The sequence below is a fragment of the Kitasatospora sp. NPDC091276 genome (genome assembly GCF_040684355.1).
In the GTDB taxonomy this organism is placed as follows: domain Bacteria; phylum Actinomycetota; class Actinomycetes; order Streptomycetales; family Streptomycetaceae; genus Kitasatospora.
The window spans coordinates 276,403-302,273 of record NZ_JBFBFU010000002.1 but is presented as its reverse complement, the minus strand read 5'-3'; the positions used below and the strand labels follow the sequence as shown (position 1 = coordinate 302,273).

The window sequence follows — 25,871 nt, the reverse complement described above, 5'->3', positions numbered from 1 at the left end:
CCCGACCCCCGACGAACGCCAGGAGTACGCCCCCGTGTCGATCATGCTTCCCCCGGCCCTGGCCAAGCTGTTCGGGTTCGTGACCGGCATGAAGTGGCCCGAGGCCAACGAGGACCGGCTGCGCACGGCCGGTGACGACTACCTGGAGATCTACAAGAAGGTCCCCGAACTCCGCTCCTACCTGCTGGAGTTGGTGAACTACGTCAAGGATGAGTTCGAGGGCGAGGCGGCCGACCGGTTCGTCCAGCAGATGGGGCAGCTGATCGGCGCCGACGGCGGCACCGACTACGTGACGGCCTCCGGGGACTCGGCGAAGGAACTCGGCGACTACGCCCACAAGACCGCCAACCAGGTCGAGTACGCCAAGTGGATGATCATCGCCCAGCTGGTCCAGCTGGCCGCGCAGATCGCCTGGGCCATCGCCAACATCCCGCTCACCTTCGGGGCTTCGCTCGCCACCATCTTCGCCGCCGAGGTGGCGACCAGGGAACTGGTCAAGCAGGTCTTCATCTGGCTGTTCAAGCAGATCGCCCTGCACGAGTTCCTGAACATCACCACCTCCATGATCATGGACGGGATCATCCAGGGCATCCAGATCGGCCAGGGCCACAAGGACCACTGGGAGAAGGACTCCTTCCTCCAGGCGATCGAGTTCGGCGCGATCAACGGCCTGCTCACCGGCCCGCTGGAACTGCTCACCTTCGGCTTCGGCAAGCTCTTCGGGAAGGTGTTCGGCGGCGGCATCGGCAAGGAGTTGCAGAACAACCTCAAGAACCTGGCCGGCGCCGAGCTGAAGACCGCGGCCGACCTCGCCAAGGGCGCGGGCCGCTCGCTGGAGAATGCGGGGCTCAACACCCTCAAGAAGACCGGCGAGGGCGGGCTGGCGGGCCTCGGCAAGACCGGGGTGAAGGACGGCCTCAAGGGCGCGGCCAAGACCACGGCCAAGGACGCGGTCGAGGGGGCGACGAAGACCACGGCCAAGGGCGCGGCGGAGGGTGCGGCGAAGGCCGGGGCGAAGGCCGGGGCCAAGGATGCGGCGGAGGGTGCGGCGAAGGCTGGGGCGAAGGATGCGGCGGAGGGTGCGGCGAAGGCTGGGGCGAAGGCCGGGGCCAAGGATGCGGCGGAGGGCGCGGCGAAGGCCGGGGCCAAGGCCGGGGCCAAGGATGCGGCGGAGGGCGCGGCCAAGGCCGGGGCCAAGGACGCGGCGGAGGACGCGGTCAAGGCCGCCGAGAAGAAGCTGTCCAACGTCGAGAAGTTCACCCAGGAGATGGGCAAGTCCTTCGAGGAGCAGCTCGGGAGCCTGGGCATCTCCAAGGACCTGGCGAACGAGGCCGGGCGGAAGGTCGCCGAGACGATCGCCGGCAGCGGCGCCCGCTACGCCGTGGACCTCGGGACCGTCCGCAAGCTCCTGGACGCGGCGGTCAAGGACGCAGGCAAGGGCGGCGAGCACCAGGCCGTCAAGGACCTCGCGGACCGGACGCTCCACCTGATGGACGGTCTGCGGCCGCAGACCGCACTGCAGATGCTCTACAAGTTCGGCGAGGGCATCGGCGGCTACCTCAAGGGCGGCGTCCAGAACATCCTGACCGAGGGCACCTACAACTCGATCTTCGGCGACGGCTCGTTCTCGGTCACCGCCGAGACCTTCTTCGCGGGCGTCGCCATGGGTGCGATCGGCCACGCCGGGCACACCCTCACCGGCCCGGCGCGACTGCGGTTCCAGGACAAGATCCGCGCGTGGGACGCGGAGTCCTCGATGACCAGCGACGGCAAGTACTACGGCCTGGGTCACCCGCGCACCCTGCTGGCCATCGCGTCCACCCTGATGGGGCACCCGACCTCGCTGCTGATCCCCCGGCCGGAGGGGCCGAAGGCCCGCGAGGCCCGGCTGGCGGCGGAGGGGAACTTCGAGCACGCCACCCAGCCGAAGGACTTCCACACCAGCTCCGAGGGCTCCAGGTCGCAGTCGTCCACGACGGGGGAGCGGCAGACCAAGGACGCTCCGGTCAAGACGGAGGCCAAGGCCCCCGGGGAGACGTCGAACAAGCCCGAGCCGCCGGCCAAGGTGCCTACGTCCGGCGGCGGCTCGCACGAGCAGGGGCAGAAGTCGACGCAGCAACCTCCGGCGCACGAGACGGTGCCCGCGCCCGCCACGACGTCCGAATCCAACGTCCCTGCCCCCGCCCCCGCCCACGTCCCGGTGACCGGCGGGCACGAGCAGCCGAACCCCCGGGAGCAGCAGAACCCCCGGGGGAACGAGAACACCCGCGACAACGAGAACCCCCGGGGGAACGAGAACACCCGGGAGAACCCGAAGACCCCCGAGCAGCAGAACCCCCGGGGGAGCCAGAACTCCCACGAGAACCAGAAGACCCCCGAACAGCAGAACACCCACGAGAACCAGAGCGCCCACGAGAACCAGAACACCCACGAGAACCAGAACACCCACGCCCACAACGAGGAACTGCAGTACCTGGAGGTCGACGAGTCCAGCGCCCCGAAGGACCACGGCCACCACCTGCCGTCCGCCGGCCCGGAGCGGCAGCCCGGCTGGGTGCTCGGTGACAGGCCGTCCCAGGAGACGTTGAAGGCCCTGGAGCGCCTGCCCCTCGACCCGTCCCGCTTCGCCCTGGTGATCCACACCAACGAGCACGGGATGCCGATGCACAACGGCCGCGAGCTGTCGGTGGAGAAGCTGGCCTCCATCGTGCGCGGGCTCGCCCAGACCGGGCACCTCGGCGGGGACCGGCGCACGATCGAGTTCGTCGCCTGCGACCTGAACGGGCCGCTCAACGCCCGTTACGTCCAGGAGGTGATGGAGCACATCTGGGCGGACCCGAAGCTCGCCGACGTCAAGGCGGTGGCGGCCGACGGCCCGGTCTGGGTGGTGCCGGGGTTCGACTCCCCGACCGCGATGAAGGAGGGCCCCGGTACGGGCCACGTCGTGGTCGCCGCGAAGGTCGGCTTCGGCGCGGACGGCCGGCCGGTCGTCGAGAGCGGCGGGAACTGGTACGAATACGTCAACCCCGCCTCCGAGGAGGGGAAGGCGCGCATCGAGGCCGGCGAGCCGCTGGTGCGCTCGTACCCCTCGCCGCTGCCGGAGCACTACACGTCGGGCTCCAAGCACACGGACATGGCGGAGGCCTCGGTCTTCGGCGACGCGGCGAAATCCGCGCAGGAGCACGAACGATCGGCGCCAGGCCAGGAACCGCCACCGGCCTACCACTACACCGACGCGCCCGAACACGTCCGCGCCGACGAGGACGGCCGGCGCGGGGAGCAGTGGCGCCAGGCCCAGCGCGACCTCCAGGACGCCTACGACGCCAAGCTCGCCGAGGCGGCCGACAAGCTCCGCCAGGACCCGGACGGCAGCGGCCACGTCCATGACGCGCAGGCCGAGGAACTGCTCCGCGAGGCCTTCACCGACGGGCCCGTTCGCTTCCCCGACGACGCGCCGCCGGGCCTGCCCACGGCGGTGTGGAAGCGCGCCAAGGACCTGATGTACCAGGAGCTGACGGCCCGGCCGCAGGACCGCGAGCAGATCCTCGCGGGCCTGGACGGCATCACCCACCTCGCCGCGGTCCGCGAGGCGGCCGTCCGGGTGGCGATGGAGCGCTTCGACCGGACGGTGACCGAGTGGAGCGCCCCGCCGAGCGCCCTCGGCGACGGCACCGCCACCGTTTCGCACGCCGACCTCCCGGCGGTGATCCGGGACCTGATCCGCAGCGAGGCGCGGGGCGGCTTCAGCGCCCGGGCCGAGGCCGAGGTGGCCCGGATCTACGCCCGCCCGGAGGACCTCACCGGGGTGGGCAACGCGCAGGCCCAGCACGCCCTGAACCGGCTCACCGAGCACCTGCGCGGTGAACTCGACTTCCGCGCCGACCACGAGACCGCGCTCGCCCAGGCGGAGCACCTGGTCGAGCGGGCCACCGCCGACTGGTACGACCGCCTCTCCCCGGCCGACCGGGAGCTGCTGGCCGCCGCCGGGGTGACGGAGCGCCCCGAGCTGTCACCCGACAGCGTGACCCTGATCAGGGAACAGCTGCGGGACCGCCTCGGCACCGACTTCGAGGAGGTCGCCGGCCCCGTCGACACGGCCGCCGGACCGCGCCGCGAGCGCACCCAGGCCGTGGACCTCTTCGGCCTGGCGCTGGCCGGCCGCGCCCAGGGCCTGCCGCACGAGTTCGCCGTCCAGGCGGTCCGCGAGGCGGTGATCCGGCGCGCCGCCACGGAGGCGGAGAAGGCGACCGAATCCTGGAACACGGACGCCGGCGCCGAACGCAAGGACCGGGCCGCCGCCTTCGGTGTCACCGAGCACGACGTCCAGCAGGCCCGTGGCACCGTCACCCGCGAACTGGCCAAGGCCGCCGACCGACTGGTCGCCGACCACCTCAACCGAGGCACCAAGGACACCGAGGCGCTCGGCCGGGAACTCGACGAGCTCACCGGCACCGGTGCCGTGCACGACCGGCTCACCCACCAGGCCGCCCGCCTCGGGGCCCGCCGCGCCGCCGAGGAGGCCGCCGAGAAGGCCGCCCAGGAGCACGGCGGCCTCACCGGGCACGGCATCGGCCGCCTGAAGGAGGGCCACCGGGACCGGATCACCTCCGCCTTCGACCAGGTGTTCGGCAAGCCCGAGGACCTGAAGGTCCGCCAGGAGGAGTGGGACGCACGGCACCGGGAGCTCACCGAGGAGCTGGTCGAGCACGCCGCCTTCGAGGCCGAGGCCGCGCCCGCCCTGCGCGACGCCGCGGCGGGCTTCGAGGACCGGGCGGCGCCGCACGTCCTCACCGACGACGTGATCGCCTTCCTCAAGCGCGAGTACGGCGACGAGTTCTTCGCGCGGTACCGCGAACTGTGGAAGCTCGCCCACCTGGACGCGGCCGGCTGGCGCGCCCACCAACGCGGCCACGAGGACGCCTTCGCCCGCCGCCGGGAGGAGGAGGCCGCGGCCGCCGAGGAGCAGTTCGCGCTGATCCGGACCACCCCCCGGACCGAAACCCCGGAGGGGGCGGGCCACCACACGGATTTGCGCGAGACGGATTCGCACGAGACGGATTCGCACGAACGCCCTCGGCAGGACGACCTCCCCGAGTCCATCGAGACGGCGCTGACCGGCGCCACCACCCGGCCCGAGGAGCAGCCCGCACCGTCGCACACCGATGCCCCGTCCGACCTCACGCTGCGGCCCCGGCCCGACGGCGAGGCGGTCGTCCACACCTCCGACGAGACGGTGGTCGTGCATGAGTCTGTGGAGTCGCCGGTGTCGGCGCCGCGGATGGTGGTGGATCGGACGCCGCGTTTCGTGGTGCAGTCGTCGTTCGAGGCGCGTCGGTTCGATCATGAGGGTCCGGTGACGGATCTGACGGTGCGGATCGATTTCGTCGAGGGTGGTCGGGGGCACAACACGGCTCTGGTGTGGGACAAGGTCGTTCGGGGTGTGGAGGAGTATCTCAATGCGCCCGGTTACCGGTTGGCCAATGGTGACCGGATGCATGTCACGGTGTTGCCGGCCAGGCCGGGTGAGCGGGCGCATCTGACGGTGGACCTGGTTTCGCGGGGCCGGGAGATGGATCAGAGGTCCTGGTGGCTGGACGCCGATCCGATCGACTACGCGCACGAGTTGGGCCACCAGATCGGTCTGCGGGACGAGTACCGGGCTTCGGGTCTGCCGCACCGTCCGGCGGTCGAGGGCAGTCTGCTGGGTGACCACCGGGCCCCGGCGCCGGAGGGGTTGCGGCAGGGTGGTCTGCGTGAGCGGCACTTGCAGCTGATCTCGTCGGTGGTGGGGCACCTGGACCCGGCTGCTACGCATGGCCGGACCTGGGACGAGGCCTGGTCGTTGGCGGCGGTGCATGACCGTGAGCATGTCTGGGTGGACCCGGTGTCGGCTCCGCTCGGGATCGGCTCGCACGAGGGTGGCCCGCTCGACGTCGCGCCGAGGGCGAACATCCATGAGGACAACCTGCCGGCGGAGCACAAGCGGCTCATCAAGCAGCCGGGCTATTCGTCCGGTGACCAGTTCGGGATCTCGGTCGCGCTGCTGAACGACCCGAATCTGCATGTTCTGATCGCGCGGGGGCCGCGGACGGCGGAGGGTCATGCCGTCAATCCCAAGGACAAGTCCCAGGAGATCGAGGCCTTCTACCGTTCCATCGGGATCGACGGGGATCGCATCCACACCGTGGAGGTGCCGACCATGGAGACGGGCCGCCTCTACGAGGTGATGGACGCGGAGGCCCGCCGCATCGTGGCCGAGGACTGGGAGGTGCTTTCCGAGCAGGACCAGGAGGCGGCGGTCAAGAGCGTCACGTTCGGTACTGACAAGGTCGCCAAGGTGTTCTCGGACGAACTGCGCCAGACCGTCCGCGACGCCTGGAAGATGACTCCTGCGCACGATCAGCGGATCGCCGACTGGCTGACGGGCCGTGGGATCACGCTGCCTGCCCGGGGTTCGAAGGTCTTGGTGCTGTGGTCCCGTTTCACCGGCAAGGCCACGCAGTGGGCCGACCTGGGTGGCCGGATGGAGCACGACACGAGCTTCCAGGGCGTGCGGCAGATCCTGCGGGAGGTCGCCCGTGAGCAGGGCATGGTGCTCATCACCGGTGACCCCCATCCTTCTCGGCAGAACAAGTGGAACGAGCTGGTCGCGGAGATGCGCGAGGAGCTCGGGATCGACACCATCCACCACGTCACCGGCTTCTGGAAGGACGGTGGATCGGACCCCTCGGTCTGGACGGAGAACCTCAGGACCGGGCAGTTGAGGCTGTACGACTTCCTGGACCGCCACTACGACATGAACCACCTGGGGACCCGTTCCGGAAACCTGGAAGCCGCCGCGCTGCTCGGCCACAAGGTCACGTACCTGGAGGAGAAGGGCTCCAGCGGACGGGAGCGGATGGAGAAGTGGCACGAGCAGGACGCAGGCAAGACCAAGGCCGGAGGCATGGCGCCGGGCTACGAGCGTGTGGTGATCCCCACCCCGCCCACCGCGTCCGGCCGGTACACCATCCCGTACGACGAGAAGCACGGCGCCTCCAAGCAGTCGGGGGCGGGCGGTAAGGGCAAGGAGAAGAAGCAGTCGGGTGGGGGCGGCAAGGGCAACCAGCCGCAGGCCAAGCCCAACCACGGTTTCCACCTGAGGGGCGACATCCTCCGGTGGCGCAAGCCCGTCGACGTCTACGGCCAGGAACGCGGCTTCGGGTACGACGCTGTGGCCAAGATCCGGGAGCAGCTGGGGCTTTCGGGTGACCGGCCGCTCGACGCCGGGCAGTTCGCCGCCAACCGCGTCCAGCACCTGCGGAACCGGTACGGCAAGCTGCGCCAGGAGGTCGTGACGGCCTCGGGCGGCGGACGGGCGGTGGAGGATTACCTGGGCAAGTTCGACGAGGTCTTCGCCGACGGGCCGCGGTACGCCGACAACCCCCCGTGGCAGGTGTACCGGAGGATGGCCGAGGAGGGGCTGCCCCTGTTGCCCGAACTGCAGTCGTACCACCGTAGCCTCCACGACGGCGCGTACCTGTACGAGATGGGCTACCAGATCCACGAGGTGCCCCGCGACGGGGACTGTCTCTACCACTCCGTCAACCACGTTATGGACACGGCCGTCAGCCCTCAGAACGCGGCGATGCTGCGCAACCGCGTCTCCAGGTGGATCGGCCACAACATGGAGCTGGTCACCGCGTTCGCGCAGACGCACGGGGCGAAGCCCGATGATCTCGGCTGGATGGTCAAGACGAGGGGGTGGTGGGCCGGGTCGAACGGTGATCTGATCCCGTCGATCGTCGCCTCGGCCCTGGGGGTGCGGCTGCACATCTTCGACGGGGTCAACTGGCATTCCTTGGCGCCGGTACCCGGTGCCCCCGAGGGCACCAGGGATGTGTACCTGTTCCTCTCCGATAGTCACTACTCCCCGCTGGCTCGGGTCGAGGCCCCGGAAGGGGCGCAGGCTGCCGGCAGTACCCAGGAAGGCGATGGGGGGCAGAAGCGGCAGCTTGAGCACAACAGTGACTCGGAGCCGGAGGATCAGGCGGGGAAGAAGCTTCGGCAGGCGCCGTCGGGGGTGTCGGAGGAGTCGGTGGTGGTGAATCCGCTGGCGGTGGAGCATGGTGGCGGGATGCCGGTGCCGGGGCCGTTGCATGAGCGGGTGCAGGCGTTGGAGCACCTCGGTCCGGAGGCCCGGCGGGAGCTCGCGGCCTCTACCGCTTTTGTGGAGAGCCTGCGGTCGGAGTTGTCGGCGGAGGACTTTGCGCAGGCGGCGGCGCGGTTGGTGATCGACGTGGACCCCCGTGTGCATCAGCCGGTTGCTTCGCGGCGTGAGGCCGAGTTGCAGGTTGCGCGGATGTTGCAGGACAAGGAGGTTGCGGCCAGGCTGGTGGCGGCGGGTGTGCGGGTGGTGGTGGTGCCGCGTGACGTGCCGTTGACCGGGGTGGCGGGTTTCGAGCGGCTTCGCGGTGTCCTGGCCGATGGTGAGGCGGGCAACGGGCGCAGCGTTGACCAGTTGCGGGGGGCGAACGACGAGCTTCTGGTGGCGATCACTGAGGAGAACCTGCTCGGTGAGCGGACGACGGTCGGTCCGCATGCCACGCAGCCTGAGGGGTATTCCTCGGTGACTCATGAACTCGCGCACGCGGTATTGGAGTTCGGGCTGAGTCGTGAGCAGAGGGCGCTGGTCGAGGAGGCGTACCGGGGTAAGCGTCTCGCGGACGGTCTGGCTGATCTGTTCGGTGAGGAGTCCGTGACGGTCTGGCCCGATGGATCGCGGCGCAATGCTGTGGGTGAGTTGGTCGGCAACTACTCCTCGGCGGATGTGCACGAGTTCTTCGCTCAGTTGAGCAATACGTATCTCGGGACGAACCACGGGAACGATCCGCAGACCGGGAAGCCTCGCAATAACGGTGTCGACTGGGTCCGTGAGAACGAGCCGGAGCTGCTGCCGTTGTTGGAGCAGCTCTACGGGCCCGATCCGCAGTCCGTCCAGGCGCGGCCCTCGAACCAGGTCAGCCGAGCCCGGGCCGAGGAGGAGATGTACCAGGTCTTCCAGGAGTTCATGGAGGCGAGGGCCGAGGAACATCGTGAAGAGGAGTTGTTCCAGGGCTTCCGAGAGTTCATGGACGGGAGGTCCGAGGAGCAGCGCGTAGAGGAGATGTTCCAGGGCTTCCGGGAGTTCATGGACGGAAGGGGCGAGGAACAGCACATCGTCGTGCCCGAGGAGACGGCGGTCGTGTCGCAGGACACCTCCCACGTCGTCTCCGAGACCGAGTCGGTAGAGCAGGCCGTCGACCACACCGTCTCCCACGACGAGTCCACCACGCAGGAATCGGTGGTCGCCGAAGAGAGCGACCTGCCGCTGACCACGGACGATGAGGGGGCTGCGCTCCAGCAGACCTCCTCGCACACCGAGGAGACCACCGAGGGGATCACCGACGAGTCGCTGGCGGTGGCGAACTCCCATGAGGTAACGCAGAGTTCGCAGCAGCAGCAGCAGCAGGAGCAACAGCAACAGCAACTGGAGCAACAACAGCAGCAAGAGGTGCAGCCTCCGCCGCCGCCCGCCCCGCTACCGCCGGCCCGCGTCGGCGAGCGCGGGTTGGCCGCGTACGACGTCCTGGTCGCTCTGAACCACGACGACGTGCGGATTCTGAACCAGCTCACCGACCGGTTCGCCGAGGCGCTGCACGGGGACCGGGATGCCGCGCGGACGCTGGCGAACAGTCTGTTCGGCGGCGAGGTGCTGCGGCCGACGGTGTCCGCGCTGTCCCGGGGCGATGTCCGGGAGGTGGACTTCCAGGCGGGCCAGTGGTCCGGCACGGTCCGGATCACGGGTGGCGCGGGGGACGGCACGTACGTCGAGACGGTGTCCGGCTTCGAGTTCGAGTACGGCTCGGAGCAGCAGAGCATGATCGGCGTCACCTCCGACGGGTTGACGCAGGCCAACCTCGGTGTGCAGTTCAAGGCGAAGTTCGGCAGCTCGGGGGATCTCACCGAGACACTCGGCTATCAGCACGGCTGGCTGCACGGCAGTGCCACCGCCGAGGCCAGCAGGACACTGGCCCGGGGTAAGACCGTCGAGCCGGCGGCGCTGTTCGACACTCCGTTCAACGTGCGGGTGGAGTTCCTGGACGCCCGCCTCCAGGGCGCACCGGGGCCGTGGAAGGTGCCGCAGCCGATCGACCTCGGTTTCACCGGGCGGGTCGCCGTGCCGGTGCGGGAGACCGCGAACGCGCCGCAGGTGCCCCAGGCCCACTACACGGTGCCGCGGGAGACCGCCGAGAACCTGCGGCTGGCCGGCTCGCACATCGTGACCGACGTCTGGCCGGTCGACCGCCCGCCGGCGCCCGTGCCGGACGCCGAGGGCAACATCGAGCTCGCCGCGGTGAACCAGCCCGTCACGCCCGTAGCCAACGGAGCGGCGGCCCTGGCCAGGTTCGTGGCGGGTTTCGAGGGCCAGGCCGAGCGGTACTTCGAGGGCCGCTGGCCCGCCCTCAAGCGCAGGCTGCTGGAGGAACTCGACCTCGGCACCCTGCACCAGGAGCTGAAGGGAGTGATGTCCGGTCAGAAGCTGACCATCGTGGACGACAGCCTGACCGGGCCCGCCGCGGTGCTCACCATCGGCGGCGGGACCGTCTCCCGGATGCAGCAGGTCCACGTTCTGCCGACCACCGAGCTCAACATCGCGACCGCGACGACCCGCTCGCACGTCGAGCAGAAGACCGGCAGCAAGGACTGGCAGACGCTGCCGTCCTCGGTCGGCAACTGGGCCGCCAAGAACGGCGGTGCCGGGGGCGGGGTGGGCGGCCGGGCCGGCCGGGACGACGTCGAACTCCACGGCTCGGGCGACGATCTGGGGCTCGGCACCAAGGTCAAGAACCCGGCGGTGCTCTTCGAGGGGACGGCCGACCTGGTCGTCACCTTCGGCTGGCGCAGCAGGCTGTCCCAGCCCGCTGACCAGGACGCCCACGTCGCTCTGGGTTTCCGGACGGTGATCGACCAGGCCGAGGCGATCCTCGTCACCCCGGTCGAGGAGGTCGTGCTCGGCACGCAGCCGCCCGTGTTCACCGCCGCCCAGCAGCTCACACCCCCCGAGCACGCCCACGCGGTGGGAGACGAAGTGCTGGCCCCCCGGGACGAGTTCTGGCAGGGGCTGCCCGACACCGCCACCGTCCGGGACCTGCGCAGCGTCGCCCCGCTGCACGCCGCACTCGACCGGATCGGCCGGGAGGTGTTCGGCGGCGAGCAGGGCTGGTCGGCGGTGCGCGAGGACATCCTGCAGGCCTACTCGCACGCCGCCGTCAGCGCCCACCTGGTCGGGATGTCGCGCGGATCCGAACTGCGCGGTCCCGAGGTCACCCTCGGCCCGTTGGAGAAGATGCACGTCTCCGTCACGGCCCGGGTCACCCGGATCGACCACGTGCGGCCCCAGAGCAACGCCGAGCTCAACCCGATCCGCGAGAGCAGCACCTTCGACTCGTCGCGTCACCTGCGCTCCGACACGAAGACCGTGCAGGGCCAGGGCGGCGGCAAGGGCCCGGTGCACACCCGGGAGGTGCTGGACTCCGCGGGCAAGCCCTTCAAGGACAGCATGCAGGGCAACGTCACGGCCTCCGTGGAGTCGCGGGTCCGCGACGGGTGGCGCGGCGGGGAGTCCAGCAAGAGCTACGCGAACGGCAAGTACGGCAGTGCGCAGGAGCTGTTCCGGACGGAGATCACCCTGGACGTGACGGTCAACGGGGAGCACCGCGGGTCGGTCCCGCTCTCCGCCGAACTGAGCCTGGAGCAGGTGCACACGGCACTGCGCCAGGTCGGCGAGCACGACCGGAACGGCTTCACGGCTCCCTCGGCCCCGCACCAGGAGGTCGCGGAGCAGGTGGCCACGCAGCGGACGGTCACCCGGCTCGGCCAGTCCGACGTGGTGCTGAGCCTCGGCAGGGGCGACACCGCCGTGCTGAGGCAGATCAGGGAGACGCTCGAACGGCAGTCCGGCCACCCGGTGCCCGAGCGCGTCCTGGCGCGGCTCGCCAGGGCGGTCGACCCGTACGGCCTCAAGGCCGCGCTGTCCCGGCTGAGCCGGGGCGAGCGGATCCGGATCCCGGTCGACCTCGACGGGTGGAAGGGAACGGTCGTGGTCGCGGCCGAGCTGATCAACCCCCGGCCGAGGGAGACGCTGGTCACCGGCTTCGAGTTCGAGGTCGGCAGCCAGCAGCGCACCACCACCGGCACCACCTCCGACCTGCGCACCCGGTTCCGGTTCCGGCTCAAGCTCGGGGGTTCCGTCCCGCACGTCGACCTCGCCGGGGAGGCCTCGCACACCCGGGACTTCGTCAAGGGGCTCTCGATCGACCGCACCGGCGGCACCAACAGTCGGGCCAAGGCCACGGAGTCGGCCCGACTGTCCGACTCCACCGCCGAGTTCACCGTCTCCTTCGAGCCGTCGAAGCGGTCGGCGAGGCTTGACGACCTGACCGTTCCGGTGCCGGCCGTGGTGGCCGCGCCGCACCGCACCGTCGATCCGGCCGCGCCCGTGCGGCAGCTCCCGAGCCACCGGCTCGGCTCCTCCGACGTCGTCACCGCCGTCTACCGGAGGCTGGGCCCGGACGGGACGGCCCGGGAGGGGACGGTCCACGAGGTCGTCCAGGACCTGGGCCGCAGGGCTGCGGGCTTCCTGGGCAAGGACTGGCCCGGCATGCAGCGGAAGCTGCTCGCCGAGCTGGACTTCGACCGGCTGCACACCGACCTCAAGTCGGTGATGGCCGGTCACCCCATCGTGGTGAAGCACGGCCGCAGCCGGGCGTGGATCACCGCCGAGGTACGGGAACTGACCCCGACCGGTTCGGCACCGGTGGTCGAGTTCAACATCGGCCACGGCGCCCAGACCTCGCTCACCAGCTCCGACGGCGGGACCAACACCGGCGGCGGCCAGGGCACCGCGATCACCGGTAGCCTGCTCGCCACCACCGACGTCCTGCCCACGGGGGCGGCGTTCGTCGGCGGCGGCAGCGTCACCGGGGCGTGGGGCGTCGACCGGCTTGAGCACGGCAGCGCCAGCACCGCCAGCGGGACGGCCGTCAAGAGCAAGGTGACGGACGGCCGGTCCTACCGCGCGGACGTGGTGCTGAAGGTCGAGTTCGAGCGCAAGCCGGCGGTGAGCCTGGCCTCCCCGCACAAGATCCGCCCCAGCCGCGAGGCACGGGAGCAGATGTTCCGGCGGCAGGACAGGGAGCGGCAGGAGGCCGGCGGCAGCGCCGCTCCGTCCAAGTTCCAGGCCCTCAACCGGGAGCTGGTCAGGACCGGGGACCGCCTCGCCCGCGTCGGCCTGTACCGGCGGACGGTCGTGGAGACGCGGATCCACGCCGACGTGCTGCTGGAGTCCGGCCGGGGCGAGCCCGTCCGGCCGCCGCGCCCGGACGATCCGAACCGGCAGTTGCCCCCGATCCCCCCGGCCGTGCCGTCCGCGACGCAGGTCGTCCGGCGGCCGCCGGCATCGGTGTTCACCAACGGGTTGCACGACACCGGCATCGTGCGCTGGCTCGACGACACCTCCGGCGTGCGGGACCTGCTGACCGTGTTCGGTGAGCGCTTCTTCCGCGAGGGGACGTGGTCCTGGCTGGAGTCCGTCGCCCGGAACACCCACAGCCACGCGCAGTTGTCCGCCCTGTTCGGGTCGGTCGTCCGGGGCCGGGAGATCCTGGCGCCGTCGGAGGAGCACCCGAACGCCCCGCGCCGCGACGCGGTGGTGCAGGACGGCCGGACCATCGAGACCCCGTCGGCCGGCAAGCGCCTGTTCGTCGACGACGCCGGCATCAGCGCCACCATCTCGATCGTCCAGCTGGAGTACCACAGCGACAACCAGGCGGCCGCCTTCAGCCCGGCCAACGACGTCACCAGCGGCGGGCGGCACACCCGCCTCGACTGGCGGCGGTGGAACGCCCAGGGCCAGCTCGGCGCCAAGTTCGGCACCAAGGGCGCCGCCGAGTTCACCGTCGGCGTCGTCGGCGGGGGCGGCCACCGGTGGCGTGAGGGGCCCTCCGCGGGCTCCTCCGGGAAGACCGTGGCCAACGCCAAGATCCCCACCCCGGCCGCCCGCTACGTCGGCCAGGCCGAGGTCCAGCTGACCTTCCGGGACGGCGACCGGACCGAGACCGTGAAGGGCCTCGTCCCGATCGAGATGGAGATCCCGATCAGCGAGACCACCGTCGTCCAGTCGGTGAGCAACCACCGGGTGCTGTACTCGGTCCTGCACCCCGAGGGGCAGACGATCAGCCGCGGCTCCACCTCCGACGCCGTCGCCGAGACGCTCGCCACGCCCCTGCCCGGCCCCGCCAACGGGGTGCACTACCTCGCCGACCTGAACGAGCGGGGCACCCCCGCCGCGCAGGCCGTCCTGGAGGCGTTGAGCCACCTCCCGGCGGATTCCCGGTACTTCACCCTCGCTTACCACACCCTCCAGCACGACGGAGCGCCGACCTGGCTCGGCAGGGAGCTGAGCCCGGAGGAGATGGCGGGCGTGCTGCTGCGGCTGGCCGAAGGCGGCCAGTGGCAGGGCGAGCCGCTGCGCTTCCTCTCCTGCAACTCCGGTTACCGCCCGCCCGGCCCCGAGGGAAGCGCCGAGCGCCAGGCCTCCTACGCCGACAGGACCCTGCTCGCCCTCCACGAGGCGCTCGCGGCCCGCCGGGCCTTCGCCGAGGCCAACAACCTGCCCCTCAGCCCGGCGCTGGAGCGCCTCGGCCGCCCCGAGGCCTTCGCCGCCGGGGGCCTGGTCCACCTCACCGGCGGGGACCAGCCCCGCATGGTCGTCGCCGCGCGCGTCGGCTACACGGGGAACGGCCTCCCGAGAGTCGAGGGGGCCGGCGACTGGTACCACCTGGCGGTCACCGAGCACGGCACCGTCCAGTCCACCGCACACGGCCAGGAACTCCTGCGCCCGGACGAGGAGCCCGTCCCCCAGGCCACCGAGCACGACCCCATCGACCCGGACCAGCCGGTGCCGGTCGTCCTGGGCGACGTGGGTCAGGTCGGCGTCGGACATCTGGGCGATGAGGATCAGGTCGTCGCCGGGCATGCGGGCGATGAGGACCAGGCCGTCGCCGGGCATGCGGGCGATGAGGACCAGGCCGTCGCCGGATCTTCGAGCAGCGACGGCGATTCCGTCTACTCGGTCCTGATGACCTTCCACGTGACGGTGCCCCTGCCGGTGGCGGAGACCCCGGCCGCGCCGAGGCCCCCGGCCGAGTGGTCGGTTCAGCGCACCCGCGCCTTGGAGCTGCTCCAACCGCCGAAGCGGAACCGGATCGAGGGGGAGGTGTACGGCCCGACGGACGGCGGCGGCGCACCCGGGTCGAGGAGGCTGGAACGGCTGGCGTACGACTACGGCACCGGAGAAGCGGCCCGCACCGCGCTGGAGCTGCGGCTGCGTGATTCCGCCACCGTGGCCACGGTGGCCGTCACCCGACCGGGCGGCTTCGCCGAGGTGTGGACCGTCCGCGGGAACACCGAGGAGGAGGGAGGCGGCCTGCGCTGGGAGCTCAAGGAAGCACAGGAGAGCGTGGAACAGTCCGCCGGCGCGGTCGTTCCCCCGTCGATCACGCCCGACACCCACCTGTGGGTGACGGCGTCCGGTGACCACGTATCGGCGGACGGTCTGAAGCTGCTTCCGAAGACGACTTACACCATCAGGGCGGAGAACTCCGGCGACATGTACCACATGCGCGCCGCCCTGGTCGCCTATCCGGACCGCGGCCTGGTGATCTGGAACGTCACCGAAGCCACCAAGGGCCAGGTCGAACAGATCATCAATCTGCATGACGACCTGATCCGGTCGGGGCGCACGGTGGTGTACACGACCGAGACGCAACTGCCGAGCAAGTTCGGTCGCAACGAGACCGACGCGTCGGAGGATCTCGCCGCCTACCTCAAGCGGCCGCTCGTCGCCGACCATCTGAAACTGGTCAACAGTGCCGTGCCGTCCGCGACGAGGAACGCGGAGACCAAGGAGCAGGTGCAGGCGCTGACACGGGCCGTGGGCATGGTCGAGAAGCGCACCGCGAACTATCAGGATCCGACGGGCGAGGTGACGTTCCAGGACGCCCGGGTGACGGAGTTCGCCCGTGGCTACGGGCACTACACCCCGGAAGAGGGCGAGGCCTTCCGGCGGGACCTGGCGAATCCGGACTTCGGGGGCTTCGAGGAGGGGAAGAAGTACGTGCTCGTGGTGTACCGGGGCAGCGGTCACAGCGGCCGGGCCGGCGCCAACGCACCGGCCCTCGACACCGGTACGGAGGGCGTGGTGCAGATCATCGAGCAGGCCAAGGCGGCGCTCGGGGACGGTCACACGATCGTTCCGATGGGCGAGGAGCCCGCCGTCTGGGAGGGGCCGGCCCTGCGGGAGTACTGGAACTGGCCGTCGGTCGGGAACCGCCGTAAGGAGCTCGCGCTCCTCAAGTACCTCTCCGACACGTACGAGGTGGTCGGAGCGGTCGGCATGCGCAGCGGCGTGATGGACGAGCTCTCCTTCGCCGGAATCAAGATCGTCTCGATCGACATCAGCCCGCACCGCAACGAGGGCGACGGGCTGCCGAACCTCAAGCAGTCCAAGGGATGGACGCGCGGACTGAAGTTCGAGGAAGCCATGGGGCGGAACTACGGCCGGGCATTCATCACCGAGGCGAGGGCGAATGACCGGATGCTCGAAGGCGCGTTCCCCGGAAAGTTCCTGGGGGGCGATCCGAAGGTGATTCGAAGTGCGATCGAATTCTATCTGGGCCGTCACGAGAGGCCCATGGAAGTCGGGCACGAGTCCCACCCGCACCTGGCGGATCCCGTGCGCGTGGGCCTGGAGCAGATGAAGGCCGTCAAGGAGATGACCGGCTTCGAACTGGCGAAGCAGACCCTGCCCTACCTGCGTGAATTCAACGAATTCAAGGAGCGCCTCGCTCCTGACGCGTGGGAGCAGGTGGAGGGGCAGCTGGCTCTGGCGGAGGACATGGCGCACGAGATCGAGTCGGCGGCCGCCAAGGTCTGCGCGACTGCCGTGCCGGAGTTCGGCGCCAACGGACTCAAGGCGCTCGGAGTCACCTGGATAGCCGACAACCACTGGAAGGTCCTGGCGGAGGACTACACCGGAACCATCGACAAGAAGGTCAGCAACGCCGCTTTCAAGGCGATCAGGGAGGGGCTGGAGGAGGCTCTCGCCGAGTACTTGACGAGGCAGGCCAACCCCGGGGTGGACGAGAAGACCATCAAACAAATGCGGAAGGGTTTCTGGACCCCGGAAGTCAAGGAAATGGTCGGGAAATTGACCGAGGACCAGCTGAAGAGGATCTACCAGATCTGCCGTGAGCAGTACAAGGCCCCGTCGGACGAAGACGGCGAGGCCCCGGCCGGATGATCCGGCCGGGGCCCGCCCCGGGGGCCTTGGCGGCTCAGCCGCCGAGGCCCCGCAGGGTGTGGTAGACGCCGCAGGCCTGGAGGGCGAGCGGGAGCAGGGAGAGGGCGCTGAGGGTGTGCAGGATGTCGGCGATCCGGCCCCAGTAGGGGAGCAGACGCCGGCCGGGGACCGTCCAGGCGACGACCAGCAGGGCGACGGCCACCGCCAGCAGGCCGCCCAGCAGGCCGAGCCGCTCGGTGGGCGAGGCCGATTCCGCGGCCCGGGAGACCAGCACCAGGCCGCCGTAGACCCCGGGCAGCAGGATGCTCAGCCGCTGGCGGATGCTGCCGACGGCCCGGCCGTGCAGCAGGAGCAGCAGGCTGAGTGCCGCGGCCTCGGCCGGGCCCGCCCAGCCGTCGGTGAAGGCGAGGACGGTCAGGCAGGCCGCGCAGACGGCGCCGATCGCCGTGTAGAGGGCCATCAGGTAGTCATCGGCGATCAGGGCGCGCGGCAGCACGGCGGCGGCCGGGACGGGCTCGATGTTCTCCTGCAGTTCCTCGGCGTTGCGCGGGAGCATCGGCAGTCGCAGCCCGGAGAGCCGGAAGGCGAACGACGGCACGAAGGCGCCGATCAGGACGGCCACCACCGCGACCACGGCGACCAGCTTGCCGAGCGTCAGCCCCGCCAGCACCAGCACCCCCGCCAGCACCCCGAGCACCGCGACCAGCACCACCCCGAGGAAGAGCGGGGCAGCCCCGCCCACCGCCGCCAGGGCCAGCACCGCCGCGCCGGCCCCGGCGGAGGCGGCCGCCAGCACCCGGGCGCCGAGCAGGTCGTCCCCGCCCGGGCCGCTGGGCAGCAGCAGGGCGGCGAGGCCCAGGTACGGGACGGCGGCGGCGCCGAGCGCGGCGCCCGCGCCGGCGTCGGCCATGGCGCGGGAGGCGCTGGCGGCGCCGAGCAGCAGCAGGGCCGCGACGGCCGCCGCGGCGGCCTGGCGCGGGCCGGCGGGGCCGGGCAGGGCGAGCAGCACCCAGGCGGCGGCGAGGGCCGTGAGGGTGACGGCGAGAGCGAGGCGGCGGGTGAGGGCGGGGCGCCAGGTGTCGCCGCGCTCGTTCATGCCGGAGGCCACGCCGTCGACCAGGTCGTCGAAGTGGACCGGCGGCAGGGCCTGGTGGCGCGGGCGCAGGTGGACCGCGTCGCCGTCGTGCAGCTTCAGCGCCTCGGTGCTCTGCTCCTCGTCGAGCGGGTCCTCGCCGAGCCGTTGCAGCACCCAGCCGCCGTGCTCCAGCCCGGTCTCGGCGAGGTCCGGGCCCGCGTGGCCGAGGATGGCGGGAAGCAGGTCGCCGAGCGGTACGTCGGCCGGGACGGCCAGCTCGAAGACCACCTCCGGCGCGTGGAACCTCAATCGGCACAGTCCTGCGACGACACTGCTGCTCACGCCAGTCCTCCGGCTCGGTGGTGTTCTCCGCTCGGTTGAACGGGCGGCTCGGCGCGCCGCGTTCAACCGCGGTTGAACCCCGGGTGCCACGCCGTCCGTGAGCCAGAGGGACGGCTGTCGCAGTGAGGAGCCCGTCACAGTGAGGAGCCCTGAGTGAGCGTTGTGCTGGTCACCCGGACGCCCCGGCGCCCGGGGCCCGAGATGCCGGACGGCGAGATCCAGTTGCAGGAGCCGCCGGGTCTGCCGGAGAAGCAGAGCGGCATGGCGAGCGTGATCAGCATGGCCCCGATGGCGCTCGGCTCGCTGTCGATGGTCTTCATGTTCCTGCACCCGGGCGGCGGCGAGGGCGGCGGTGGAGCGCTCAGCTACCTCGCGATGGGGATGATGGCGCTGTCCGCCGTCGGCATGCTGGTCACCCAGCTGATCCGCGGCTCCAGCGACCGCAAGCAGCAGTTGCGCGGCGAGCGCCGCGACTACCTGCGCTACCTCTCCCAGGTGCGCCGCCAGGTGCGGCGTTCGGTCGACGCCCAACGGCAGGCGCTCGCCTGGCGGCACCCGGCCCCGGACGAGCTGTGGTCACTGGTGGGCACCACCCGGCTGTGGGAGCGGCGGGCCGCCCACCCGGACTTCAGCGACGTCCGGATCGCGGTCGGCGCCCAGCGCCTGGCCACCCCGCTCGCCCCGCTGGCCACCAAGCCGGTCGAGGACCTGGAGCCGCTGTGCGCGCACGCGCTGCGCCGCTTCATCCACGCCTACGGCACCGTCGCCGACCAGCCGATGGCGATCCACCTGCGCGGCTTCGCCCAACTGCTGCTGCGGGCCGAGGACCCGGAGGCCGCCCGCGCCCTGGTGCGGGCCGTGCTCGCCCAGCTCGCCGTCGTGCACGGCCCGGACGAACTGCGCATCGCCGTCGTCACCGACGCCGAGCGGCGTACCTCCTGGGACTGGGCCAAGTGGCTGCCGCACGCCCTGCACCCGACCGACACCGACGGCGCCGGCCCGGTCCGGCTGGTCGCCGGCAGCCTCGGCGAGGTCGAGCAGCTGCTGGGCGAGGAGTTCACCAGCCGCCCGGGCTTCGAACCGGACGCCGTGCCCAACCGGGACGAGCCCTTCACCGTCCTGGTGCTCGACGGCCCCGGCGCCCACACCGGCAGCCGCGCCGCGCTCACCGGCTACCGCAACGCCGTCCTGATCGACCTGTCCGACAGCCTGGAGTGGCGCGCCGCCCGCACCACCCTGCGGCTGCGGATCGACGACGGACGGCTCGCCATGATCGGCGCCGACCGCAACCGCAAGGACGTCGTCACCGACCTCGGCCGCCCCGACGCGCTCGCCGTGCCCGCCGCGACCCGCCTGGCCGCGCTGCTCGCCCGCTACCGCATCGCCGACGGCGTGGACGTCGCCGAGCCGCTCGCCACGGACTTCGACCTGACCGCCCTGCTCGGCATCCCCGACCTGAACACCCTGGACGTCGAGGGGCTCTGGGGCCAGCGCGGCATCGCGCAGCGGCTGCGCGTCCCGCTCGGACTCGGTCCGGACGGCCGCCCGGTCGACCTCGACCTGAAGGAGTCCGCGCAGGGCGGCATGGGCCCGCACGGCATGCTGATCGGCGCCACCGGCTCCGGCAAGTCCGAACTGCTGCGCACCCTGGTGATGGCGCTCGCCGTCACCCACTCCTCCGAGGTGCTCAACTTCGTCCTGGTCGACTTCAAGGGCGGCGCGACCTTCCTCGGCCTGGACGGCCTGCCGCACACATCCGCCGTGATCACCAACCTGGCCGACGAGGCCGCGCTGGTCGACCGCATGCGCGACGCCCTGCACGGCGAACTCATCCGCCGCCAGGAGCTGCTGCGCGAGGCCGGCTACGCCTCGCTGCTGGACTACGAGACGGCGCGCGCCGGCGGCGCCGCGCTGCGCCCGATGCCCACGCTCTTCGTCGTCGTCGACGAGTTCAGCGAACTGCTGTCCGCGCACCGGGACTTCATGGAACTCTTCGTGATGATCGGCCGGCTCGGCCGCTCGCTCGGCGTCCACCTGCTGCTCGCCTCCCAGCGCCTCGACGAGGGTCGGATGAGCGCGCTGGAGTCCCACCTGTCCTACCGGATCGGCCTGCGCACCTTCTCCGCGATGGAGAGCCGCGGCGTCCTCGGCGTCCCCGACGCCTACCAGCTGCCCTCCCAGCCCGGCAACGGCTTCCTGCGCAGCGACATCTCCACCCTCACCCGGTTCAAGGCCGCCTACGTCTCCGGGCCGTACCGGCCCAAGCGCCGGTCCTCCCAGCAGGCCGCCCTTGCCGGGCAGGTCGTCTCCTACGGCACCGACTACGTGCTGCCGCGTCACCTCCCGGTGGCCGCGGCCGAGCCCGAGGAGGAGCAGGCGTCCGACGGTTCGCTGCTGGAGGTCGCCGCCGGCCGGCTGCGCGACGCCGGACCGCCCGCCCACCGGGTCTGGCTGCCGCCCCTGGACGTCCCGCCCACCCTCGACGAGCTGCTGCCGCCGCTCGTCCCGCACCCCGAACGCGGCCTCACCACCGAGGACGAGCGCTCCCACGGCTCGCTCGGCCTGCCGGTCGGCATCGTCGACCGCCCCTTCCAGCAGCTGCGCGACCTGCTCACCGCCGATCTGGCCGGCGCCGGCGGGCACGTCGGCATCGCCGGCGCCCCGCAGAGCGGCAAGAGCACCATGCTGCGCACCCTGATCACCGGCCTCGCCCTCACCCACACCCCGCGCGAAGTCCAGTTCTACTGCCTGGACTTCGGTGGCGGCACGCTCTCCGCCCTGCGCGGGCTGCCGCACCTCGGCGGCGTCACCGGCCGGCACGACGGCGAACGGGTGCTGCGCACCGTCGCCGAGGTCAACGGCATCATCACCCGCCGCGAGCAGTACTTCGCCGAACTCGGCATCGACTCCATCGCGTCCTTCCGCCGCCGCAAGGCCGCCGGGGAACTGCCCGACGACCCGCACGGCGACGTCTTCCTCGTCATCGACGGCTGGAACACCCTGCGCCAGGAGTTCGGCGACCTCCTCCAGCCGCTCACCCTGATCTCCCAGCGCGGCCTCAACTACGGCGTCCACCTGGTCGTCGCCACCACCCGCTGGGGCGAGATCAGCGGCGGCCTGCGCGACCAGCTCCAGACCCGCTTCGAACTGCGGCTCGGCGACTCCGTCGACTCCGTCATCAACATGCGCGCGGCCGCCAAGGTCCCCAAGCTGCCCGGTCGCGGCCTCACCGACGAGCAACTGCACTTCCTCACCGCCCTGCCCCGGATCGACGGCTCCGGCAACACCGACGACCTCGGCGACGGTGTCGCCGACCTGGTCGACGCGGTCGCCGCCCACTGGACCGGCCCACGGGCCCCCGAGGTCCGGATGCTCCCGCTCACCCTCGACGCCGCCGGGCTCCCCGCCCCCGAGGGCCGGCTGCGCGTCCCGATCGGCCTGGAGGACACCGAGGTCTCGCCGCTGTGGCACGACTTCGAGGAGAACCCGCACCTGCTGGTCGTCGGCGACAGCGAATCCGGCAAGACCAACCTGCTGCGGCTCATGATCAACGCCATCACCTCGGCCTACACCCCCGCCGAGGCGCGGATCATGCTGGTCGACTACCGGCGCGGCCTGTTCGACGCGGTGCCCCAGGAGTACCAGCTCGGCTACGCGGTGGCCGTCGACAAGCTCCGCCAGATCGTCGACGGCGCCTCGCGCGCCATGAAGAACCGCATCCCGCCCGCGGACATCACCCCCGCCCGGCTCAGGCTGCGCGACTGGTGGACCGGGCCCGAACTGTTCATCCTCGTCGACGACTACGACCTCGTCGGCTCCACCAGCGGCGCCCACCCGTTCGCGGCCCTGCTCGAAGACCTCTCCCAGGGCGCCGAGATCGGCCTGCACCTGGTCGTCGCGCGCGGCGCCAACGGTGTCGGGCGAGCCCTCGGCGACCCGCTGATGCGCAAGCTCCAGGAGGTCAACTCGCCCTCCCTGCTGCTCTCCTGTCCGCCCTCGGAGGGGTACCTGTTCGGCAACGTCAAGCCCCGGCAGTTCCCTGCCGGGCGCGGCCTCTACATCACCCGGCGGCGCACCGTCCAGGTGCAGACCGGGCACGTGGCGGACGAACCGGAGGCCGGCCGGTGACCGCCTCCACGCTGCGGGCGCTCGGCCCGCACTACGTCATCGCGCCGCCCGGCGCGGAGGCCGCCGGACTGGCCGAAGCCCTCGCGCCCGTCGGGGCCGAACCCGGCGCGCTGCTGCTGCTGGCCGCCGCCGCGGACGCCGCGCCCGTCCTGCTCGCCTCGCTCGACGACCTCGTACGGGCGGCGGGTGAGCGCGGCGCCGACGTGCTGGTGCTCGCCGCCTCGGGACTCGCCGCGATCGGGCCGGACGGGCGGCGGCCCGCCGAACTGCTCGCCGCCCGCTCCGGGCTGACGATCGTGGCGCCCGACGCGATGGTCAGCATCGAGCCGGACGGAACGCTGTCGGCCCCGGACGGCTCCTGGTGGCGCTGCCCGCCGGGCGGCGCCCAGCTCCGGGCCGAACCGCTCGGCGCGCGGTGGCCCGCCGCGGCCGCCATCACCCCGCTGACGCGCGATGCGTACTGGGTCACCGAAATCGCGGGCCGGGCGCGGCCCGCCGCGCTGGACCACGCGGCCGCGACCGACGGCGGACTGCTGCTCGTCCTCGGCGAACCGGCCGGGCGGCTGCCCACTGGGGCCCAACTCGCCAACGCCGCCGCGCTGCTGCTCGGGACGGTCGCGGAGGACGCGCGCCTCACCCTGAGCGCGCCGTGGGCCGCGCCGGTCGAGCTCATCGAACTCGCGGCGGTCGCGGCGGCCTCGCTGGGGCGGGAGGTCCGGGCGGCCGTCGGCCTGCCGGTACGGGGCGCGGCCGGGCTGCGCCACGTCCACCTTGCCGCGGACGGCACCGAAGGGTGGGAGCCCTACCTCACCGAACTGGTCGCCTGCCCGACCGACCGCACCGTCACGGCCGTCGGCTGGCGCAGCCGGCCCGACCTGCCCGCCGCCCCCGGGCCCGCGCGCTACCCGGCCTTCCCCGGCTGGGAACTGGAAGCCGTCGCGGCCGGACTCTGGCTCCGCCCGGCCGCCACCGCGGACCGCGGCCCCCGCCTTCGGAGGCCCGACCCGGCCGGCCCCGCCCTGGTCGTCGGGTCCCCGGGACGCCCCGTCCCCGAGACACTCTGGGACCACCTCGGGGCCGTCCTCGGCTCGCTCCCGCCGACGCCCGCGCGCCTCGCCCTCGCCGTCGAGGGGACGCTGGACCTCGAGTCCGGGGCGGTCGGGCGTTTCTGCGCCCGGCTGTACGGGCTCGACTGGGTCGGACCCGCCGCTGCTTCGGCTGTCGTGGCGGCGCCCGGCCCGGAGGCGGCGCCCGAGCTTGCGGCCGGGCCCGTAGCTGTACCTGAGCCCGCGTCGGTGGAGCTCGGAGCGTCGGCGGAGGCGGACCCGGCGCCGCTACCGGTGTCGACCGAGCCCGGGGCGCCGGAGCCGGTGGCCGCGACCGGTCCGGTGTTCGAGATCGAGACGGAGGCTGGGACCGGGACGGAGACCGAGACCAGGACAGAGTCCGAAGCCGGGATTGGGACGGAGCGCGGGATCGAGACGGATCCGGTGGCCGTACCGGTCCCCATGGCCACGATGGGGGTCTTCGGAGGAGAGCCCGGGGAACGCCCCGCTTCCCCTCCCACCCCCGAGCCCGCCCCCGGGCCGACTGCGGCCGTGGTGGGCGACACCGGCACGACGGTGGCCCCGGACGCCGGCCCCGGCCCGGCCGTGGAGCCGGGGGCGAGTGCCGCACCCGGGGGAGGAGACCGGACGCCGCCCGACGGGGAGGCCGGCCCCGGGCCCGCGCCGGCAGCAGCTTCGGAGGAGAGCACCCCCGCAGCGGAGGAGGTGCCGGCCCCTGCCCCGGCACTCGACCCTGAGCCCGTGCCCGTGGCCGTGTCCACGGAGGCCGCCGAGACCGCCGAGTCCACGGAGCCGCCGGGAACCACGGCGGGCCAGGCCGGGGCACACTCGACGCCCGAGCCCGCGGCCGGCTCCACGCCAGTGCAGGCCCCGGGGCCTGCCCCCGAGCAGGTCCCCGAGCAAGCTCAGGCGCAGTCGACCGCCCCCTTGTCGGACCTGGTCGAGCTCTCCACCCCCGCCGAGGACCGCGCGGCCCTGGTCACCCTCCTCGGGCCCGCCTACCAGCGCTTCGTCCGGCGGGCCGAGGACGTCGCGACCCGCCTGCCCGGCCTGCGGGCCCGGGCCGACGAGGGCGATCCGCGGCCCGAACTGGTCGCCGTGCTGCTCCACCACACCGACTCGACCGTCCTCGCCGAGCGCGCCGAGCTCCGCGCCGCGGCGCGGTCGGGCGCCCCGGGCCCGTTCGGCCCCTACCTGCGCTGCCTCGCGGCCGGGCTCCGGCGGCTGCCCAGCCACTACGGAGGCGTGCTGGTGGCGGGCCCGGTCGAGTCGGCCGACCTGGCCGCCTACACCCCGGGAACCGTGGTCACCGAGCGGGCCCCGGTCAGCGGCCTGGCGGCGCCGGGCGCGGACTTCGGCGAGGACGTCGGGGTGGAGTTCGCCATCTGGTCCGTCGGTGGCCGCCGCAGCTCGGTCTTCGGCGAGCCGGGCGATCAGCCGACCGTGATCTTCGCCCCGGGGACGGAGTTCGAGGTGGTGGACGTCGACCTGCCGGACGAGACGACCGGGCGTCCGGCCCGCGTGCTGCTCCACGAGATCGGCGGCGTCCGCCCGCGCCCCGACCGCCTGCGCAGTTGGCTGGCCCGGCGCGACGCCGTCGCTCCCGCCGACCGGATCCGCCCCGCCGACCCGGCCCGCTACCTCCTGGACCTCGGCGGCGCGACCGGACGGTGACGTCCTGTGGGGGCCGGGCGGCCGTCGTGGCGCGGATCACCTGGTCCGAGGCGCGGCACCGGCGCCCCTCCCGCTCTCCCCGGCCGGTGGTGGGCCCTGGCTCCGACCCGGCCGGTCGGGCCGTCGGCCGACGGCCCGGCACCGCGATGAACCCGGGGCGGCCTTCCGTCCGTCGGACGAAGCGTAGGGGCGAACCGGCGGG

The 25,871-nt window shown here is 72.2% G+C and carries 4 protein-coding genes; 3 read left to right on the top strand and 1 reads right to left on the bottom strand.

Annotated features, from left to right (window positions below; genetic code table 11):
* Window positions 1-34: 34 nt before the first annotated feature.
* Entirely contained in the window at window positions 35-17,383 is a 17,349-nt protein-coding gene (locus tag AB0O19_RS03380) for a hypothetical protein (RefSeq protein ID WP_363617439.1), read from the top strand.
* Window positions 17,384-17,417: 34 nt separating this feature from the next.
* Here the strand turns inward: AB0O19_RS03380 and eccD are convergent, their stop codons facing one another.
* A complete protein-coding gene (eccD, locus tag AB0O19_RS03375; RefSeq protein WP_363617437.1) occupies window positions 17,418-18,800 on the bottom strand; it encodes a type VII secretion integral membrane protein EccD in 1,383 nt (460 codons plus the stop codon).
* A gap of 201 nt (window positions 18,801-19,001) precedes the next feature.
* Here eccD and eccCa point away from each other — a divergent pair, with 201 nt between their 5' ends.
* Entirely contained in the window at window positions 19,002-22,928 is a 3,927-nt protein-coding gene (gene eccCa, locus AB0O19_RS03370) for a type VII secretion protein EccCa (protein WP_363617617.1), read from the top strand.
* Window positions 22,925-25,669, top strand: a complete 2,745-nt coding sequence (locus tag AB0O19_RS03365; protein WP_363617435.1) for a hypothetical protein — start codon at window positions 22,925-22,927, stop codon at window positions 25,667-25,669. The genes eccCa and AB0O19_RS03365 overlap by 4 nt, the downstream gene beginning before the upstream one ends.
* Window positions 25,670-25,871: the final 202 nt, after the last annotated feature.

Coding starts and splice junctions, on each gene's coding strand:
- eccCa (WP_363617617.1), top strand. CDS start 19,002: ATGCCGGACGGCGAGATCCAGTTGCAGGAGCCGCCGGGTCTGCCGGAG.